The sequence below is a fragment of the Kitasatospora sp. MAA19 genome, assembly GCF_029894125.1.
Taxonomy (GTDB): domain Bacteria; phylum Actinomycetota; class Actinomycetes; order Streptomycetales; family Streptomycetaceae; genus Kitasatospora.
This window is the reverse complement of sequence record NZ_JARXYZ010000016.1, coordinates 85,691-102,462: the sequence shown is the minus strand read 5'-3', so window position 1 is coordinate 102,462 and position 16,772 is coordinate 85,691. Positions and strand designations below refer to the sequence as shown.

The following is a 16,772-nucleotide window of genomic DNA, read 5'->3' as shown; positions in this document are numbered from 1 at the left end:
GGAGTTGCACATGACCAGGCGCACCCACGCCGCCCTCGCGGCGGCCCTCGCGGCGACCCTCACCCTCGGCCTCGGGGCCTGCAAGAACGACAAGAGCGACAGTGGCGGCGACGCCGCGCCCTCCAGCACCAAGGGCCCGGGTGCGGAGTCCGGGTCGATCGTCGGCGGCACCCCGGTCAAGGGCGGCACCCTCACCGTCCTGTCCAACCAGGACTTCGCCCACCTCGACCCGGCCCGCAACTGGACCATGCCGAACATGGACTTCGGCATCCGGCTGCTCTACCGCACCCTGGTCACCTTCAAAGCCGAGCCGGGCGCCGCCGGCAGCGAGCTCGTCCCCGACCTCGCCACCGACCTCGGCCGCCCCTCCGACGGCGGGAAGACCTGGTCGTTCACCCTCAAGGACGGCGTCAAGTACGAGGACGGGACGCCGATCAAGGCCGCCGACGTCAAGTACAACGTCGAGCGCTCCTTCGCCCCGGACCTCACCGGCGGCCCCGACTACGCCCAGCAGTACCTGGCCGACGGCGAGAACTACAAGGGCCCGCTGAACGGCGAGCACCTGTCCAGCATCGAGACCCCGGACGACAAGACCATCGTCTTCCACCTGAAGCGCCCGGTCGCCGAGTTCTCCTACACCACGACGCTGTCGACCTTCGCCCCGGTGCCGCAGTCCCAGGACAAGGGCACCCAGTACGACCTGCGCCCGTTCTCCTCCGGCCCGTACAAGATCGAGACCTACGACCGCGGCAAGCAGCTGACGCTGGTCCGCAACGACAAGTGGGACCAGTCCACCGACCCGGTCCGCAAGGCCTACCCGGACAAGATCGTGGTCGTCGAGGGCCTCAAGGGCGGACAGGTCGACGACCGGATCATCGCCAGCGAGGGCGCGGACGCCTCCGCGATCGAGTGGATGAACCTGCGCCCGGAGTCGATCTCCAAGGTGCTGCCCAAGCCGGACGTGAAGTCCCGGCTGATCGCCGAGCAGCAGGGTTGTACCGACATGCTCTACCCCAACACCTCCAAGGCGCCGTTCGACGACCCGAAGGTGCGCGAGGCGCTGATGTACGCCGTGGACCGGGACGCCCAGGTCACCGCGTACGGCGGCCCGGCGATGGCCGACGTGGCCACCTCCTACCTGCCGCCCGCGCTGACCGGCGGCACCAAGCAGGACACCCTGAAGATCGCCCCGACCGGCGACCCGGAGAAGGCCAAGCAGCTGCTCAAGGACGCCGGCAAGACCGACCTCAAGGTCTCGCTGACCACCTCCTCCGGTGACAAGACCCGGGCCGAGGCGCTCCAGCAGTCGCTGTCCAAGGTCGGCATCCAGGTCACCATCACCACCGCCGACCCGTCCGTCTACTACGACACCATCGGCGACACCAAGAACGCCCCCGACCTCGCCATCGTCGGCTGGTGTCCGGACTACCCGTCGGGCGCCACCTTCCTGCCCATGGTCTTCGACGGCCGCACCATCAAGGAGAAGGGCAACCAGGGCAACGTCGAGCAGTTCCGCGACCAGGCCACCTCGGACCGGATCGACCAGATCAACGCGATGAGCGACGTCACCGAGGCCAACAAGGCCTGGATGCAGCTCAGCGACGACCTGCTGAAGAAGGCGCCCACCGTGCCGATGCTGTGGCAGCGCCGCCCGCTGCTGGCCGGCACCAACGTGGCCGGCGCCTTCGGCCACCCGGTCTGGACCGGCCAGTGGGACTTCGCCACCATCGGTCTCAAGGACCCCTCGAAGAGCAAGGGCTGAGGGACCGTCCGCGATGAGTACAACCACTGAGCCCGCCGCCGCGCCGGTCGCGGTGGCGGGCCCCGCGAAAGCCGCCGGCCGTGGGCCGTGGCGGCTGGTCTGGGACCAGTTGTGGGCCAAGGGATCGGCCCGCTTCGGCCTGATCACGGTCGCCCTCATGGTCCTGCTGACCGCCCTGGCCGGACCGCTGAGCGCGCTCGGCGGCTGGACGCCCGACGAGTTCGACAAACGCGCGATCGACCCCTACCTCGGCGGCCTGCCGATCGGTGACTTCGGCGGGATCGGCACCCGGCACTGGCTGGGCGTCGAACCCGCGACCGGGCGCGACCTGTTCGCCCGGGTCCTGCACGGCGGCCAGACCTCGCTGCTGATCGCGTTCACCGCCACCGCGGTGGTCGTGGTCGTCGGCACCCTGACCGGCATCGTCGCCGGCTACTTCGGCGGCCGCACCGACGCCGTGCTCTCCCGGGTGATGGACCTCACCATGTCCTTCCCGTCCCTGATCTTCATGATCTCGATGATGTCGGTGGCCAAGGACGTCAACCGGATCGTGCTGATGACCCTGGTGATCGGCCTGTTCGGCTGGCCCGGCATCGCCCGCGTGGTCCGCGGCCAGACCCTCTCGCTCAAGCACCGCGAGTACGTCGACGCGGCCAAGGTCGGCGGCGCCCGTTCCTGGCGGATCCTCACCCGGGAGATCCTGCCGAACGTCTCCGGCCCGATCATCGCCTACACCACGCTGCTCATCCCCGGCATGATCGCCACCGAGGCCGCGCTCAGCTACCTCGGCGTGGGCGTGCGCCCGCCGACCCCGTCCTGGGGCCAGATGATCGCCGAGAGCATCGTCCACTACGAGACCGACCCGACGTACTTCCTGATCCCGACGGTCTTCCTGTTCCTCGCGGTGCTCGCCTTCACCCTGCTCGGCGACGCGCTGCGCGACATCCTCGACCCCCGGGGAGGCCGGTCGTGATCCTCTACCTCGGCCGTCGACTGCTCGCCGCGGCCGGCATCCTGCTGGCCGTCTGCGCGATCACCTTCACCATCTTCTACCTGCTGCCCTCCGACCCGGCGGTGGCCGCCTGCGGCAAGACCTGCAGCCCCGAACGGGTCGCCGAGGTCAAGATCGCGATGGGCCTGGACAAGCCGGTCTGGGAGCAGTTCGCCACCTACCTCACCGGCATCTTCGCCGGGCGCGACTACGGCAGCGGCGCCAGCGCCACCCACTGCGGCTTCCCCTGCCTCGGCTACTCCTACGAGTACTCGCTGCCGGTCTGGGACCTGCTCACCGACCGCCTGCCGGTCTCCGTCTCGCTCGCCGTCGGCGCGGCCGTGCTCTGGCTGGTCCTCGGCCTGGGCGCCGGTGTCACCTCGGCGCTGCGCAAGGGCAGCCTCACCGACAAGACGCTGATGGTGGCCTCGGTCGGCGCCGCGTCGCTTCCGGTCTACTTCACCTCGATCATGCTGATCTGGGGCGTCGTCAGAACGGCTGGCCTGCTGCCGTACCCGTCGTACCACCAGTTCACCGACAACCCGGTCGAGTGGGCCTCCAACCTGCTGCTGCCGTGGATCGCGCTGGCCCTGCTGTACGCGGCCATGTACGCCCGGCAGAGCCGCAACTCGATGATCGAGGCGATGGCCGAGCCGTACATCCGCACCGCCCGGGCCAAGGGCCTGCCGCCCGCCACCGTCGCCGTCAAGCACGGGCTGCGCGCCGGGATGACGCCGATCCTCACCATCTTCGGCATGGACCTCGGCGGCCTGCTGGCCGGCGCCGTCATCACCGAGTCCATCTTCGGCCTGCCCGGCGTCGGACGGCTGTTCTACGACGCGCTGGTCCGCTCCGACCAGCCCGTCATCCTCGGCGTCACCCTGCTCGCGGCCTCCTTCATCGTCGCCGCGAACCTGCTGGTCGACCTGCTCTACGCGTACGTCGACCCGAGAGTGAGGTATTGATGACTCTGTTGGAGGTCGACGACCTCAGGGTCTCCTTCGACACGCCCCGCGGCGTCGTCCGGGCGGTGGACGGCATCTCCTTCGCCGTCGAGGCCGGGCGCACGCTCGGCCTGGTCGGCGAGTCCGGCAGCGGCAAGTCGGTCACCTCGCTCGCCGTGATGGGCCTGCACCGCGGTGCCGCCGTCACCGGCTCGATCCGGCTCAACGGGCAGGAGCTCAACGGGCTCGGCGAGCGGGCACTGGGCACCGTCCGGGGCCGCCGGATCGCGATGATCTTCCAGGACCCGCTGTCCAGCCTGCACCCCTTCTACACCGTCGGGGAGCAGATCGCCGAGCACTACCGGGTGCACTTCAAGGCCAACCGCAGGGCCGGCCGCGAGCGGGCGATCGAGATGCTGGCCGAGGTCGGCATCCCGGAGCCGGCCCGCCGGGTCGACGAGTACCCGCACCAGTTCTCCGGCGGCATGCGCCAGCGCGTCATGATCGCCATGGCGCTCGCCTGCGAGCCCGAACTGCTGATCGCCGACGAGCCCACCACGGCCCTCGACGTCACCGTCCAGGCGCAGATCCTCGACCTGATCGCCCGCATCCAACAGGAGCGCGGCCTCGGAGTCGTCATGATCACCCACGACCTCGGCGTGGTCGCCCGGGTCGCCCACGAGGTGCTGGTCATGTACGGCGGCCGGGCCGCCGAACAGGCCCCGGTGGACCGGCTGTTCGCCACCCCCGCGCACCCGTACACCCGCGGCCTGCTGGACTCGCTGCCGCGCCTGGACGACACCGACGACGCCCCGCTGCGGGCCATCCCCGGCAGTCCGCCGTCGCTGATCGCCCCCGCCCCCGGCTGTGCCTTCGCCCCGCGCTGCGCCCGCACCGTCGCCGCCACCGCCGAGGAACACGCCCGCTGCCTGGCCGAACGCCCCGTGCTCGGCCCGCTCGCCTCCGGCCACCAGGCCGCCTGCCATCTGCCGCTGGTGCCGGAAGGAGCCCGGGCATGACCGAGACCCTGCTGTCCGTACGGGACCTGGTGAAGACCTTCCCCGGTCGGCGCGGGCGCACCGGCCGGCCCGGCGCCCCGATCCGCGCCGTCGACGGCGTCAGCTTCGACGTCGGCACGGGCGAGACGCTCGGCCTGGTCGGCGAGTCCGGCTGCGGCAAGTCCACCACCGGGCGGATGATCGTCCGGCTGCTCGACCCGACCTCGGGGACCGTCACCTTCGGCGGCACCGAGATCGGCGGGCTCTCCCAGGCCCAGCTGCGGCCGCACCGCAAGCACCTGCAGATGGTCTTCCAGGACCCGTACTCCTCGCTCAACCCCCGGCAGACGGTGGCCCGGATCATCTCCGAGCCGCTGCTGGTCCAGGGGTCGAGCGCGGCCGACGCGCGCAAGCGGGCCGGCGAGCTGATGGAACTGGTCGGGCTGATCCCCGAGCACATCGACCGCTACCCGCACGAGTTCTCCGGCGGCCAGGCGCAGCGCATCGGCATCGCCCGTTCGCTCGCGACCTCGCCGAAGCTGGTCATCGCCGACGAGCCGGTCTCCGCGCTCGACGTGTCGATCCAGGCGCAGGTGGTCAACCTGATGGAGCGGCTCCAGCAGGAGCTGGGCTTGGCGTACGTGTTCATCGCGCACGACCTCTCGGTGGTCAAGCGGGTCTGCGACCGGGTGGCGGTGATGTACCTCGGGCGGATCGTCGAGATCGGCGACAAGAGCGAGGTGTACGGCAACCCGGCGCACCCGTACACCAGGGCGCTGCTGTCCGCCGTGCCGCTGCCGGACCCGGCGGCGGAGCGCGCGCGGGAGCGGATCGTGCTGCTCGGGGACCCGCCGAGCCCGGCGAACCCGCCGTCCGGGTGCAGCTTCCACCCGCGCTGCCCGAAGGCGCAGGAGGTCTGCCGGACGGAACGCCCGCTGCTGCAGATCACCGGGGCGGGCAGCCGGCAGGCGGCCTGCCACTTCCCGGAGGCCTGAGCCTCTCCCGGGCCTGAGCCCTTGGGGAGTCTGCGGCTCCCCGAGGTCCGAGGCCACCACCAGAGCCGCCGTACCGCCCAGCTGCCCCCACGCCGGGCGGTACGGCATCCAACCGGCGAGGGACGCACCCCCTCGCCGCACACGCCCGGTCGGACGTGGCGGGGAACCTCACGAGGGCCGCGTCCGACCGGGTTCCGCCGTTGCTACGCCCCGGCCGCCCCGCCGGCCCCGCCCGCCGCACTGGCCTCGCCCGCCGTACCCGGCAGCAGCCGGCGCGGGCCCGGCCCCTCGGCGGCCAGTTCGTCCCCGGGGTTGAGCACCCGGCAGCGGCGCAGCGACACGCAGCCGCAGCCGATGCAGCCGGTCAGCTCCGCCTCCAGGCGCTCCAGCTCGGCCCGCCGGGCGCGCAGCTGCTCGGCCCACCGCCGCGAGATGCGGTCCCAGTCGTGCTTGCCCGGCATCCGGTCCTCGGGGAGCCCGGTGAACACCTCGGCCACCTCGGAGAGCGGGATGCCGAGCCGCTTGGCGACCAGGATCAGCGAGATCCGGCGCAGCACGTGCCGTCGGTAGCGGCGCTGGTTGCCCGTCGTCCGCTCGGAGGAGATCAGGCCCTGGTCCTCGTAGAAGCGCACCGCCGAGGTGGCGATCCCGGCCCGCCGGGCCACCTCGCCGACGCTCAGCAGGTCGACCGGTGCGGTGTCCATGACGGCTCCTCGACTTCAAGTCCTGTTGAAGATCAAGCGTACCGGACGGGACCGGATCATTCTCCTTACGAAGCGCTACTGCCATGGCGGAGCAGGACAGTTACCCGCCGGAGTCGGGGTCGAAGGAGCCCGCCGGCGGTTGGCGTGAACTGTTCTCCGGGCGTTACCTCGCCGCGGCGTCGATCCTGACCTCCGGCATCGCCGCGGCCACCCTGCTGGGGGTGGCCACGGCCGTGCTCACCGCCCGCCGCCGCGGGCGGTGAGCTCAGGCCGGTGACTCCGAGCGGCCCCGGGTCCCTTTTCGTCGGGGGCCCGGGGCCTTCGTGCACGGGTACGGCTCAGGAGGCCGGGCCCACCCGGACGGTGGTGATCCGCCCGCCCTGGGACTCCCGGACGACCTCGATCCTGGTGTTGGTGTCCGGCACCTTCACCGTGAGCTGCGGGGTGGCCGGGTCGCCGTACACACCGGTGTGGTCGTTGAAGACCGGGACGGCCGGCTCGGACGGGATCCGCACCGCGACGCCGCCCTTGTGCAGGGTGAACGGTGTGGTCGGCTTGAGCGAGAACGGCGCGTCGTAGGTCTGCGCCCGCGCGTTGACCAGGGTGCCGTCGGTGAAGCGGATCGGCGCCGGGTGGGCGTCGATCGGCAGGATCAGCCCGCCGCCGGGGTGGTCCTTGGTGTTGTTGTCGCCGTACGCGGTGTCCCACAGCCAGAGCAGGACGCCCTCCTGGTAGGGGTAGTTGTCGACGACGTTGGCCTTGCCGGTGACGCCGCCGTACCCGAAGTTGTACGGGCCGGTCTTCAGGAACGCGCCGTAGCCGGTGTAGCGGCGGTTCTCGGCGAGGTAGGCGCGCGGGTGCTGCTTGACGGCGGTGCGGCCGGTGATGACGGTGAACCCGTTGGCGGTCCAGCCGTTGGCGCCGTTCTCGGCGCCGTCGGCGAACAGCTCGGCGCCGCCGGCGGTGATCTTCACGGCGTCGACCAGCACGCCCCGGCCGTGGGTGTTGTTGTCCGAGGTGGCGTGGAAACGCAGCCGGACCTGCTGGCCGAGGTAGCCGTCCAGCGGGATGTGCAGCTTCCGGTAGGTGCCGGAACTGCCGCTGAGGCCGGGAGTGTTGGCGTTGGTGTTGCCGATCGGCGCGCCGTCGACGGTGCCGCCGAGGGCGGTCCAGTGCTTGCCCTGGTCGGTGGAGGCCTCGACGGTGAGGAAGTCGTAGTCCTGCTCGGTGTCGTACCAGGCCGCGGCGTCCAGGGCGGCCGGGCCGGTGGCGGTGCGCAGGTCGACGTCCCGGCTGAGGGAGTTGTCGAGGTTGTCGCCGGTGTCGCTCCACCACTGTTTGCCGCCCTCGTACGGGTCGGCGAGGTCGGTGCTGGTGGTGCCGTCCGGCAGGTGGACCAGGACGGCCTGGGCCTGATCGGTGTTGTAGCTGCTCACCCCGAGGGCGTGGCTGGAGCGGGTGGCGGCCTGCGCCTCGTCGTAGTTGAGCCAGCCGAACTGGAGCTTGCTCCAGGCGTCGAGGTCGCCGGGGTAGCCGCCGGTGGTGTTCGGGCCCTTGCCCAGGTACGAGCCGGAGGACATCAGCGACCAGAAGTTGACGCTGTTGTCGCCGCCGTTGGTGCTGTACAGGTCGGGCAGGCCGAGGTTGTGGCCGTACTCGTGGGCGAACAGGCCGACGCCGCTGTTCTCGCCCGCCTGGACGTAGTCGTAGACGTAGAGGCCGGTGTCGCCGACCGGCGCGCCGCCGATCTTGTTGCCCTCCGGGCCGGTCTGGCCGGTCGCGTCGGGGAAGGTCCAACTGCGGTGCGCCCACAGCGCGTCGGCGCCCTGGGCGCCGCCGCCCCAGGTCTCGTCGACGCCCGCGTGCACCACGATGACGTTGTCGAGGTAGCCGTCGGGCTGGTCGAACTCGCCGGTCTTGGTGTGGTCGTAGCGGTCCTGGACGTCGTACTGGGCGAGCTGCGCCCTGATGTCGGCGACGCTGCGGCCCTTGGCGATCTCGCCGTCGTACCAGGCCTTGACGGCGTCCCGGATGAACTCCTGCCCCTGGGTCCAGGCGCCGGAGCCCTGCGGGCCCTTGTTGCTACCGTAGCGGGCCTCGTTGTACGGGACGGTGACCCAGTCGCTGACGGTGCCCTGGACGTCGTAGCGGCCGGAGGACTGGGTGCGGTAGTAGTTGCGCATCGACACGGCGCCGGGCGTGTCGTCGAAGAACATCTTCTGGTAGTGGTCGCGGCTGAAGTCCGAGGCCCACAGCGTGTGGTTGTCGTCCTTGCCCGGCTTGGGGATCTGGTTGTGGCGCGGGCCGGGGGTGCCGCCGTAGCGGGGCTGGCCGCCGTACTGGGTGGTGTTGTCGACCTCGTCGCCGAACTGGGCGAGGATCACGAAGACCTTGTCCGTGCGCTGGTGCGCCAGCTGGACGTAGTCGTTGCCGACCTTCACCTTGGCGGGGGCCCGCTTGTCGGCGGTCTTGGCGACCGTGCCCTTGTTGAGCTGTTCCAGGGCCTTGGTGCGGAGTGCCTGGCGCTCCCGTTCCTGGGGGGCGAGCGGCGCGGGCGGGGCTTCGGCGCCGCCGGCTTCGGCGCCCTGTTCGGCGGCGGCGGCGATCGTGGCGGGGGCGGGCGGTGCGGCCTGGGCGGGGGTGCCCAGCAGGGTGGCCGCTATCGCGCTCGTGGTGAGCGCCGCCGCGAGTACCGCGGACAGTCTGCGCAACTGACCGGTCCTTTCCGGGGGAGGGGAGTAATCGTCCGGTGAAGCGCAGGTAATATTTCACATGTCACGGGTCACGTGGAAGAGCTGGCGGCAGTGGAAAGGGCGCCGCACCACCGGTGCGACGCCCCTGCCCGGAGGATCCGAAGGCTCAGCCCAAGGAGGCGCGCAGGAAGGCCAGTTCGGCCTGGGTGACCTGCTCGTTCACCCCGCCCGGGGTCATGTGGGTGACACCCGGCAGCGGCAGCACGGCGTGCGGGCGGCCGGCCTTGGTGAGGGCCTCGGAGAGCAGCAGGGTGTGCGAGGGGTGGACGTTGTCGTCGGCCAGCCCGTGGATCAGCAGCAGCGGCCGGGTCAGCCCCGGCGCGTCGGTGACCAGGCAGTCGTCGGCGTAGCCCGCGGGGTTGTCCTGCGGCAGTCCGAGGTAGCGCTCGGTGTACGCGGTGTCGTAGTGCCGGAAGTCGGTGGGCGGGGCGCCCGCGCAGGCGGCGTGGAAGACGTCCGGGCGGCGCAGCACGGCGAGCGCCGCGAAGTACCCGCCGTAGGACCAGCCGCGCACGCCGACCCGGCCGAGGTCGAGGTCGGGGTGTTCGTCGGAGAGCGCCCGCAGGGCGTTCACCTGGTCGTCCAGCGCCACCTGGGAGAAGCGGCGGAAGATCGCCCGGGTGAAGTCCGGCGAGACGAACGGAGTGCCGCGGTTGTCGGTGGTGACGACGGCGAAGCCCTGGTCGGCCCACCACTGGCGGAGCTGCCAGCGGCGCGGCTCGGCCGCCACGGCCTGGAAGCCGGGCCCGCCGTAGACGTCCAGCAGCACCGGCAGCCGGCGGCCGGCGGCGTGGTCGCGCGGGTACACCACCGCGGTGGGCAGGGCGAGTTCGGTGACCCGGGCGAGCTGCGGCCGGACCCGGTGGGGCAGGGCGGCGCTCAGGTCGGTGAGCGGCAGTTCGCGCCCGTCCAGCAGCAGGCGGCGGCGGATGCCGTCGGCGTCGGCGGTGGTGAGCAGCAGGGTGTCGGCGGCGGCGAGCGCGGAGTGCACGCCGGGGCCGGTGGTGACGGCCTCGGGCGCGCCGCCGTCCGGGTCGATCAGGTGGACGTACTGGTCGGCCGGGTCGCCCTGGCCGGTCTCGCAGAGCAGCCTGCCGCGCAGCCGTCCGACCACCCGGCGGATCTGCAGGCCGGTGGTGTCCAGCGGCTTGCCGTCCAGGGCGAGGCCGCGGGCCTGCGGGGTGTCGTGGACGGTGAGGAGCCGTCCGTCGGCCAGCCGGGCGGGGGTGCCGGGCAGGTCGTCGACCCAGAACTCGTCGGTGGTGCGGGAGAGTTCGCGGGTCTCGCCGGTGGCCGGGTCGGCGGTCAGCAGCAGCACGTGCTGCTGCAGCCGGTCGGCGACGGTGAGCAGCACCTCGTCGTCCGAGGCCCAGGCGGCGGCGCAGAGGTACGGGAACGCGGCGGTGTCCCAGCGCAGGCGGACCCGGCTGCGGTCGAGGCCGAGCACCCAGAGCTGGACGTCCGCGTTGGGGCCGCCGGCCAGCGGGTAGGCGAAGTCCTCGGCGGGCTCGCCGGGGTGGGCCGGGTCGGCGAAGTAGCGCCGGGGGAGGGCGGATTCGTCCACCCGGGCGGCCAGCAACGCGCCGCCGTCCGGGCGCCACCAGTGGCCGCGGGAGCGCCCGAGCTCCTCGGCGGCGGCGAACTCGGCGACGCCCCAGCGGGCGCCGTCGGAGGGCGAGAGCGGTTCGGGGTCGGGGGTGGCGTACAGGGCGTCGTCGGCGACGTAGGCGACGCGCTCGCCGGCGGCGTCCGGTCGGGGGTCGAACGCGGGGCCGGCGACGGGCAGTTCGGTGCCGGTTCCGGTCGCGGTGTCGATGCGGAACAGTCGGCCGTCGAGGGCGAGGACGGCGGTCGCGAGGTCGGCGGTGGCCGCGTACGTGCCGATGCCGGCGGCGACCAGGCGGGTGCGTTCGCGCAGGCGGCGCTCGACGGCGGGCAGGTCGTCGCGGTGGCCGGCGCGTCCGGGCGCGAGCACCGCCGGGTCGGCGACCAGCCGTTCCTCACCGGTGGTGGCGTCGAGCAGGTGGAGGCGGTCGACCGGGTCCTCGGGGCCGGCCGAGCGGAGCAGCAGCAGCCGGGTACCGTCCTCGGCGAGGGTGAACGCGCGTGGCGCACCGAAGGCGAACCGGCCGGTACGGGCGCTGAGGGACAGGAAGGCGTCGGTGATGGTCACGGCCCGATCGTGGTCGCGGGGCGCGCCGCCCGACCAGTAGTCTGGCATGTGAAATGTCACACATCATTATCAGGGAGGATGCCGTGATCGAGGACCTGTGGACCGCCGAACCCCCTGCCCCGTTGCCCGCCGCCGACGGGCTGTTCAGCGTCTCGGCGGACGCGGCGCACCTGAACCACGGTTCGTTCGGCGCGGTGCCCGTCCCGGTGCAGCGGGTGCAGGAGCGGTTGCGGACCGAGCACGAGCTGGACCCGGACGACTTCTTCGCCGACCTGCCGGCCCGGGTCGGCGCGGCGCGCCGCCGGATCGCCGCCGACCTGGCCACCGATCCGGACCGGCTCGCCCTGGTCTCCAACGTCACCGAGGCGGCCGCGATAGCCCTGGACACCATCCCGTTCGCGCCCGGTGACCGGATCCTGGTCACCGACCACGGCTACGGCGCGGTCACCCAGGCGGTGGCCCGCAGGGCCGCCGAGACCGGCGCCGAACTGGTCGTCGCGGCGGTGCCCTTGGACGCTCCGGACGATCAGGCCGTCCGCGAGGCGGTGCTCGCCGCCGTCGACGAGCGCGTCACCGTCGCCGTGCTGGACCAGATCACCTCGCCCACCGCCCGCCTGGTCGCCGGCCCGGCCCTGCTCGCCGACCTGCGCGAACGCGGCGTGACCACCGTCGTGGACGGCGCCCACGCGCCCGGCATGCTGCCCGACCCGGTCGACCCGAACGCCGACTTCTGGTTCGGCAACCTGCACAAGTGGGCCTTCGCCCCGCGCGCCACCGGCGTGCTCTCCGTCGGCCCGCAGTGGACGGACCGGGTGCGCCCGCTCGCCCTCTCCTGGGAGCACGACCAGGGCTTCCCGGGCAACGTCGAGTGGCGCGGCACCTGCGACTACACGCCCTGGCTGGCCGCCCCGGCCGGGTTCGACCTGCTGCGCGAGCTCGGCGCGGAGGCGGTGGCCGCGCACAACGCCGGGCTCGCCCGGTACGGCCAGCGGGTGCTCGCCGAGCGGGCCGGTCTGGCGCCGCTGCCCGCGACGCCCGGGGTGTGGATGCGCTCCCTGCGGCTGCCGGCCGGGTGGGTCGAGGCGGAGCAGGACGTGCGGCCGCTGAAGGACGAGGTGCGGCGGCGCCTCGGCACCCGGATCGCGATCCGCCCGTGGGACGGCGGCGGGGTGCTGCGGATCAGCGCGCAGCTGTACAACCGGCCGCAGGAGTACGAGCGGCTGGCGGACGGGCTGGCCGCCTTGTTGAAGGGCTGACGGGTCTGGAGGGCTGGTGGGCTGGTGGGCTGGCCGCCTTGTTGAAGGGCTGGCGGGCCTGAACGGCTGGCGGGTCACCCGGATCACTCGGAGCCGGCCCGCAGCTCGGCGAGCAGCAGGTTCTGGTCGGCGAGCAGCCCGGTGAGGATCCGCCGGGCCGCTCGCAGCAGGTCGGCGACATCGCCGCCGGCCAGTGCGTACACCACCGTGCTGCCCTCCCGGGTGGCGGTGACGATGCCGGACCGGCGCAGCACCGCGAGCTGCTGGGAGAGGCTGGAGCGTTCGACCTCCAGCTCGGCGAGCAGGCCGCGGACGGGCGTCGGTCCGGCCTGGAGCAGTTCCAGCACCCGGATCCGGACGGGATGGCCGAGCATCCGGAAGAACTCGGCCTTGGCCTGGTAGAGCGCTACCGCCACGAGGCCCCCTTTCCTGGTGTCGGTCCGCTCAGACCTCCAGCGAGAGTTCGATCCGCCTGAGGTGGTGGCGGGCCATCGCCAGGTTGGAACGCCCGCGGTTGAGCGCCAGGAAGAGGAAGAGGCCGCGTCCGGTGGGCGTGGTGATCGGCCGGACCAGGTGGTACTGGTTGGTGAGACTGATCAGGATGTCCTCGATCTCGTTGTCGAGGAGGTTGAGCATCTCCATCGCCCGCATCTTGGCGCGAACCACGTCGGTGTTCCCGGCGGCGGCGAGGTTGAGATCCAGTTCGCCGCCGTCGCTGAGGCTGCCGAGCGCCATGCCGCTGCTGTAGTCGACCAGCGCGACGCCGATCGCGCCGTCGATCGACATGGCCTCTTTGAGGGACGTCTCCAGGTTCGCCATCGTCGGTGTCCTCCCGTGAGTTGGTGGCTGTGGCACCGAAGGTAGGGAAGCGACGCCGGGTTCCACCGGGGATGACCGGAGACGTCCGAAGCTGGTCGGACTCTGATCACTTGAAGATGTTTGCAACTATGGATGTGAGAGGGAAGCGATCCCGGAGTGATCCCGCAGCCGATCCCGCGCTGCGGAAAAACGGTGCTATCGATGTCAGTGCCGCCGGGTAACCTCTCGCTGAGATGCGAGATCACACCAACCACACCCGGACGGCGATGAACACCCCTGAGCCCCAGCCCCACGTCGACCAGGAGCTCAGCCCCGCCGAGGCGTACGCGGCCAGTCGCCGCCGGGCCAAGGAGCAGGCGACCGCCCTCCACGGCTTCCAGCAGCTGTACGACTTCCCGCTGGACGACTTCCAGCTGGAGGCCTGCGAGGCGCTGGAGGCCGGCTCCGGCGTCCTGGTCGCCGCGCCCACCGGCTCCGGGAAGACCATCGTCGGCGAGTTCGCCGTGCACCTGGCCCTCCTGGGCGGGCGCAAGTGCTTCTACACGACGCCGATCAAGGCACTGTCCAACCAGAAGTACGGCGACCTGGTCAAGCGCTACGGCGCCGCCAAGGTCGGCCTACTCACCGGCGACAACACCGTCAACGGCGACGCCCCCGTGGTGGTCATGACCACCGAGGTGCTGCGCAACATGCTCTACGCGGGCTCCAGCACCCTCGACGGCCTCGGCTACGTCGTCATGGACGAGGTGCACTACCTCGCCGACCGCTTCCGCGGCGCCGTCTGGGAGGAGGTCATCATCCACCTCCCCGAGTCGGTCACCCTCGTCTCGCTCTCCGCGACCGTCTCCAACGCCGAGGAGTTCGGCGACTGGCTGGACACCGTGCGCGGCGGCACCCGGGTGATCGTCTCCGAGACCCGGCCCGTACCGCTGTGGCAGCACGTGATGGCCGGCAACCGGATGTACGACCTGTTCGCCAACCCCGACCGGGACGGCCGCCCCAAGGACGGCCCTCGCAACCCCGGCAAGGCCGTCAACCCCGAGCTGGTCCGGCTCGCCCGCTCCGAGCTCGACCGCAACCCGCGCGACCGGTTCGGCCGCGGCCGGGGCCGCAGCATGCCCAACGGCCGCCCGGGCAAGGTCTGGACGCCGGGCCGGGTGGACGTCATCGACCGGCTCGACGCCGAGGGCCTGCTGCCCGCGATCACCTTCATCTTCAGCCGGGCCGGCTGCGAGGCCGCCGTCCAGCAGTGCCTCAGCTCCGGCCTGCGACTCAACAAGGACGCGGACCGCGCCCGGGTCCGGGCCATCGTCGAGGAGCGCTGCGCCGACATCCCCGACGAGGACCTGCACGTCCTCGGTTACTTCGAGTGGCTGGACGGGCTGGAGCGCGGCATCGCCGCCCACCACGCCGGGATGCTGCCGCGGTTCAAGGAGGTGGTCGAGGAGCTGTTCGTGAAGGGCCTGGTCAAGGCCGTCTTCGCGACCGAGACCCTGGCGCTCGGCATCAACATGCCCGCCCGCTCGGTGGTCATGGAGAAGCTGGTCAAGTGGAACGGCGAGACCCACGCCGACATCACCCCCGGCGAGTACACCCAGCTCACCGGCCGGGCCGGGCGCCGCGGCATCGACGTCGAGGGCCACGCCGTGGTGCTCTGGCAGCGCGGCCTCGACCCGGAGGCGCTGGCCGGCCTGGCCGGCACCCGCACCTACCCGCTCAAGTCCTCGTTCCGGCCCTCCTACAACATGGCCGTCAACCTGGTCTCCCAGTTCGGCCGGCACCGTTCGCGCGAACTGCTGGAGACCTCCTTCGCCCAGTTCCAGGCCGACCGCTCGGTGGTCGGCATCGCCCGCCAGGTCCAGCGCAACGAGGAGGGGCTGGAGGGTTACCGCGAGTCGATGACCTGCCACCTCGGCGACTTCGACGAGTACATGGAGCTGCGCCGCCGGCTCAAGGACCGGGAGAACGAACTCGCCCGCGAGGGCAGCAGCCAGCGCCGCGCCGCCGCCATCGAGTCCATCGAGCAGCTCAAGCCGGGCGACGTGATCCACGTGCCCACCGGCAAGTTCGCCGGCCTCGCCCTGGTCCTCGACCCGGGCCTGCCGCCGGTCAGCCGCAACGGCCGGGTCGGCGCCCGCCACCCCGACTTCCAGGACGGGCCGCGCCCGGTGGTGCTCACCGCCGAGCGGCAGGTCAAGCGGCTCGCCATGATCGACTTCCCGTACCCGGTCGCCGCCGTCGATCGGCTGCGCATCCCGAAGTCCTTCAACCCGCGCAGCCCGCAGTCCCGTCGGGACCTCGCCTCCGCGCTGCGTACCAAGGCCGGCCACCTGGAGCCCGAGCGGTTCCGCCGGGGCCGGGCGGCCGCCGCCGACGACCCGGAGATCACCCGGCTGCGCACCGAACTGCGCCAGCACCCCTGCCACGGCTGCGACGAGCGCGAGGACCACGCCCGCTGGGCCGAGCGCTACCACCGCCTGCACCGCGACACCGAGCTGCTGGAACGCCGGATGCGCTCGCGCACCCACACCATCGCCCGCACCTTCGACCGGGTCTGCGGGCTGCTCACCGACCTCGGCTACCTGAGCGGCGACACCGTCACCGACGACGGCAAGCGGCTCGGCCGGCTCTACGGCGAACTCGACCTGCTCGCCTCCGAATGCATTCGCGAGGGCGTCTGGAGCGGCCTGGACGCCGCCGAACTCGCAGCCTGCGCCTCGGCGTTGGTCTTCGAGGCGCGCCAGTCGGACGACGCCACCGCCCCCCGGGTGCCGGAGGGCGCGGCCAAGGAGGCGCTGGGCCAGATGGTCCGGATCTGGGGCCACCTGGACGCCCTGGAGGAGCAGCACCGGATCAACACCGCCGAGGGCGTCGGCCAGCGCGAGCCCGACCTGGGCTTCGCCTGGGCCGCCCACCGCTGGGCGCTCGGCCACAGCCTGGACCAGGTGCTGCGCGACGCCGACATGCCGGCCGGCGACTTCGTCCGCTGGACCAAGCAGCTGATCGACGTGCTCGGCCAGATCCAGGACGCGGCCGGCGAGGACGCCGAGCTGCGCCGGACGGCCCGCAAGGCCGTCGACGGGCTGCGCCGGGGCATCATCGCCTACTCCTCGGTGAGCTGAACACCCTATCGATGAATTGGGTGGGGAAGCCGCCGAGGCCGAAGACCTGGCGGCTTCCCCACCCACCCCACCCCCCACCCCCGGCCTTTCCCGCCGCCGCTTCGGCTCAGCCGAAGCGGCGGCGTTGCTTCCAAGCTCTGAGGCCCGCGTTGATAGGGACGTAAGGAAGTGGAAGGCCCGCGCCCCAGGGAACTGGGGCGCGGGCCGAAGGATGGGATGAAGACGCTTCTGCCCCTGCCATCGGCAGGGGCAGAA

At 72.1% G+C, this 16,772-nt stretch carries 13 protein-coding genes; 8 read left to right on the top strand and 5 right to left on the bottom strand.

What is annotated here, in order from left to right; translation table 11 throughout:
* Positions 1-10 precede the first annotated feature (10 nt).
* Genes P3T27_RS23935 through P3T27_RS23915 form a run of 5 tightly spaced genes read left to right on the top strand, consistent with a single transcriptional unit; the run spans position 11 to position 5,690 of the window.
* Positions 11-1,762, top strand: coding sequence for an ABC transporter substrate-binding protein (locus P3T27_RS23935; protein ID WP_280681757.1), 1,752 nt, complete (start codon positions 11-13; stop codon positions 1,760-1,762).
* A 13-nt stretch (positions 1,763-1,775) separates the two neighbouring features.
* On the top strand, positions 1,776-2,735 hold the full coding sequence (locus P3T27_RS23930; protein WP_280681755.1) for an ABC transporter permease: 960 nt from the start codon (positions 1,776-1,778) through the stop codon (positions 2,733-2,735).
* Entirely contained in the window at positions 2,732-3,718 is a 987-nt protein-coding gene (locus tag P3T27_RS23925) for an ABC transporter permease (protein ID WP_280681753.1), read from the top strand. Before P3T27_RS23930 ends, P3T27_RS23925 begins: the two co-directional genes overlap by 4 nt.
* Positions 3,718-4,716 carry an ABC transporter ATP-binding protein gene (locus P3T27_RS23920; protein ID WP_280681751.1) on the top strand — a complete coding sequence of 333 codons (999 nt, stop codon included), beginning with the start codon at positions 3,718-3,720 and terminating at the stop codon, positions 4,714-4,716. Before P3T27_RS23925 ends, P3T27_RS23920 begins: the two co-directional genes overlap by 1 nt.
* Complete coding sequence (locus P3T27_RS23915) at positions 4,713-5,690, top strand: oligopeptide/dipeptide ABC transporter ATP-binding protein (RefSeq protein ID WP_280681749.1); 978 nt, start codon at positions 4,713-4,715, stop codon at positions 5,688-5,690. Before P3T27_RS23920 ends, P3T27_RS23915 begins: the two co-directional genes overlap by 4 nt.
* Before the next feature lie 203 nt (positions 5,691-5,893).
* On the opposite strand, the gene soxR is transcribed toward P3T27_RS23915, so the two are convergent.
* Positions 5,894-6,394 (bottom strand): redox-sensitive transcriptional activator SoxR, encoded by a 501-nt coding sequence (gene soxR, locus P3T27_RS23910; protein ID WP_280681747.1) that lies wholly within the window; start codon positions 6,392-6,394, stop codon positions 5,894-5,896.
* Between the two features lie 83 nt (positions 6,395-6,477).
* Here soxR and P3T27_RS23905 point away from each other — a divergent pair, with 83 nt between their 5' ends.
* Positions 6,478-6,657, top strand: coding sequence for a hypothetical protein (locus P3T27_RS23905; protein WP_280681745.1), 180 nt, complete (start codon positions 6,478-6,480; stop codon positions 6,655-6,657).
* A gap of 75 nt (positions 6,658-6,732) precedes the next feature.
* Here P3T27_RS23905 and P3T27_RS23900 read toward each other — a convergent pair whose 3' ends face one another.
* Together P3T27_RS23900 and P3T27_RS23895 are read right to left on the bottom strand one after the other, a co-directional pair.
* A complete protein-coding gene (locus P3T27_RS23900) occupies positions 6,733-9,105 on the bottom strand; it encodes an immune inhibitor A domain-containing protein (RefSeq protein ID WP_280681739.1) in 2,373 nt (790 codons plus the stop codon).
* Between the two features lie 148 nt (positions 9,106-9,253).
* Positions 9,254-11,320 (bottom strand): prolyl oligopeptidase family serine peptidase, encoded by a 2,067-nt coding sequence (locus P3T27_RS23895; protein WP_280681737.1) that lies wholly within the window; start codon positions 11,318-11,320, stop codon positions 9,254-9,256.
* 83 nt (positions 11,321-11,403) lie between these two features.
* Between P3T27_RS23895 and P3T27_RS23890 the strand changes: the two genes are divergently transcribed.
* Complete coding sequence (locus P3T27_RS23890) at positions 11,404-12,576, top strand: aminotransferase class V-fold PLP-dependent enzyme (RefSeq protein ID WP_280681735.1); 1,173 nt, start codon at positions 11,404-11,406, stop codon at positions 12,574-12,576.
* An 83-nt stretch (positions 12,577-12,659) separates the two neighbouring features.
* On the opposite strand, the gene P3T27_RS23885 is transcribed toward P3T27_RS23890, so the two are convergent.
* Both P3T27_RS23885 and P3T27_RS23880 read right to left on the bottom strand, forming a co-directional pair.
* Positions 12,660-12,992, bottom strand: a complete 333-nt coding sequence (locus P3T27_RS23885) for a metalloregulator ArsR/SmtB family transcription factor (RefSeq protein WP_280681733.1) — start codon at positions 12,990-12,992, stop codon at positions 12,660-12,662.
* Positions 12,993-13,020: 28 nt separating this feature from the next.
* Positions 13,021-13,395: a hypothetical protein gene (locus tag P3T27_RS23880; RefSeq protein ID WP_280681732.1), complete on the bottom strand. Its 375-nt coding sequence runs from the start codon at positions 13,393-13,395 to the stop codon at positions 13,021-13,023.
* Between the two features lie 266 nt (positions 13,396-13,661).
* Between P3T27_RS23880 and P3T27_RS23875 the strand changes: the two genes are divergently transcribed.
* Entirely contained in the window at positions 13,662-16,517 is a 2,856-nt protein-coding gene (locus P3T27_RS23875) for a DEAD/DEAH box helicase (RefSeq protein ID WP_280681881.1), read from the top strand.
* The last annotated feature ends 255 nt before the right edge of the window (positions 16,518-16,772 follow it).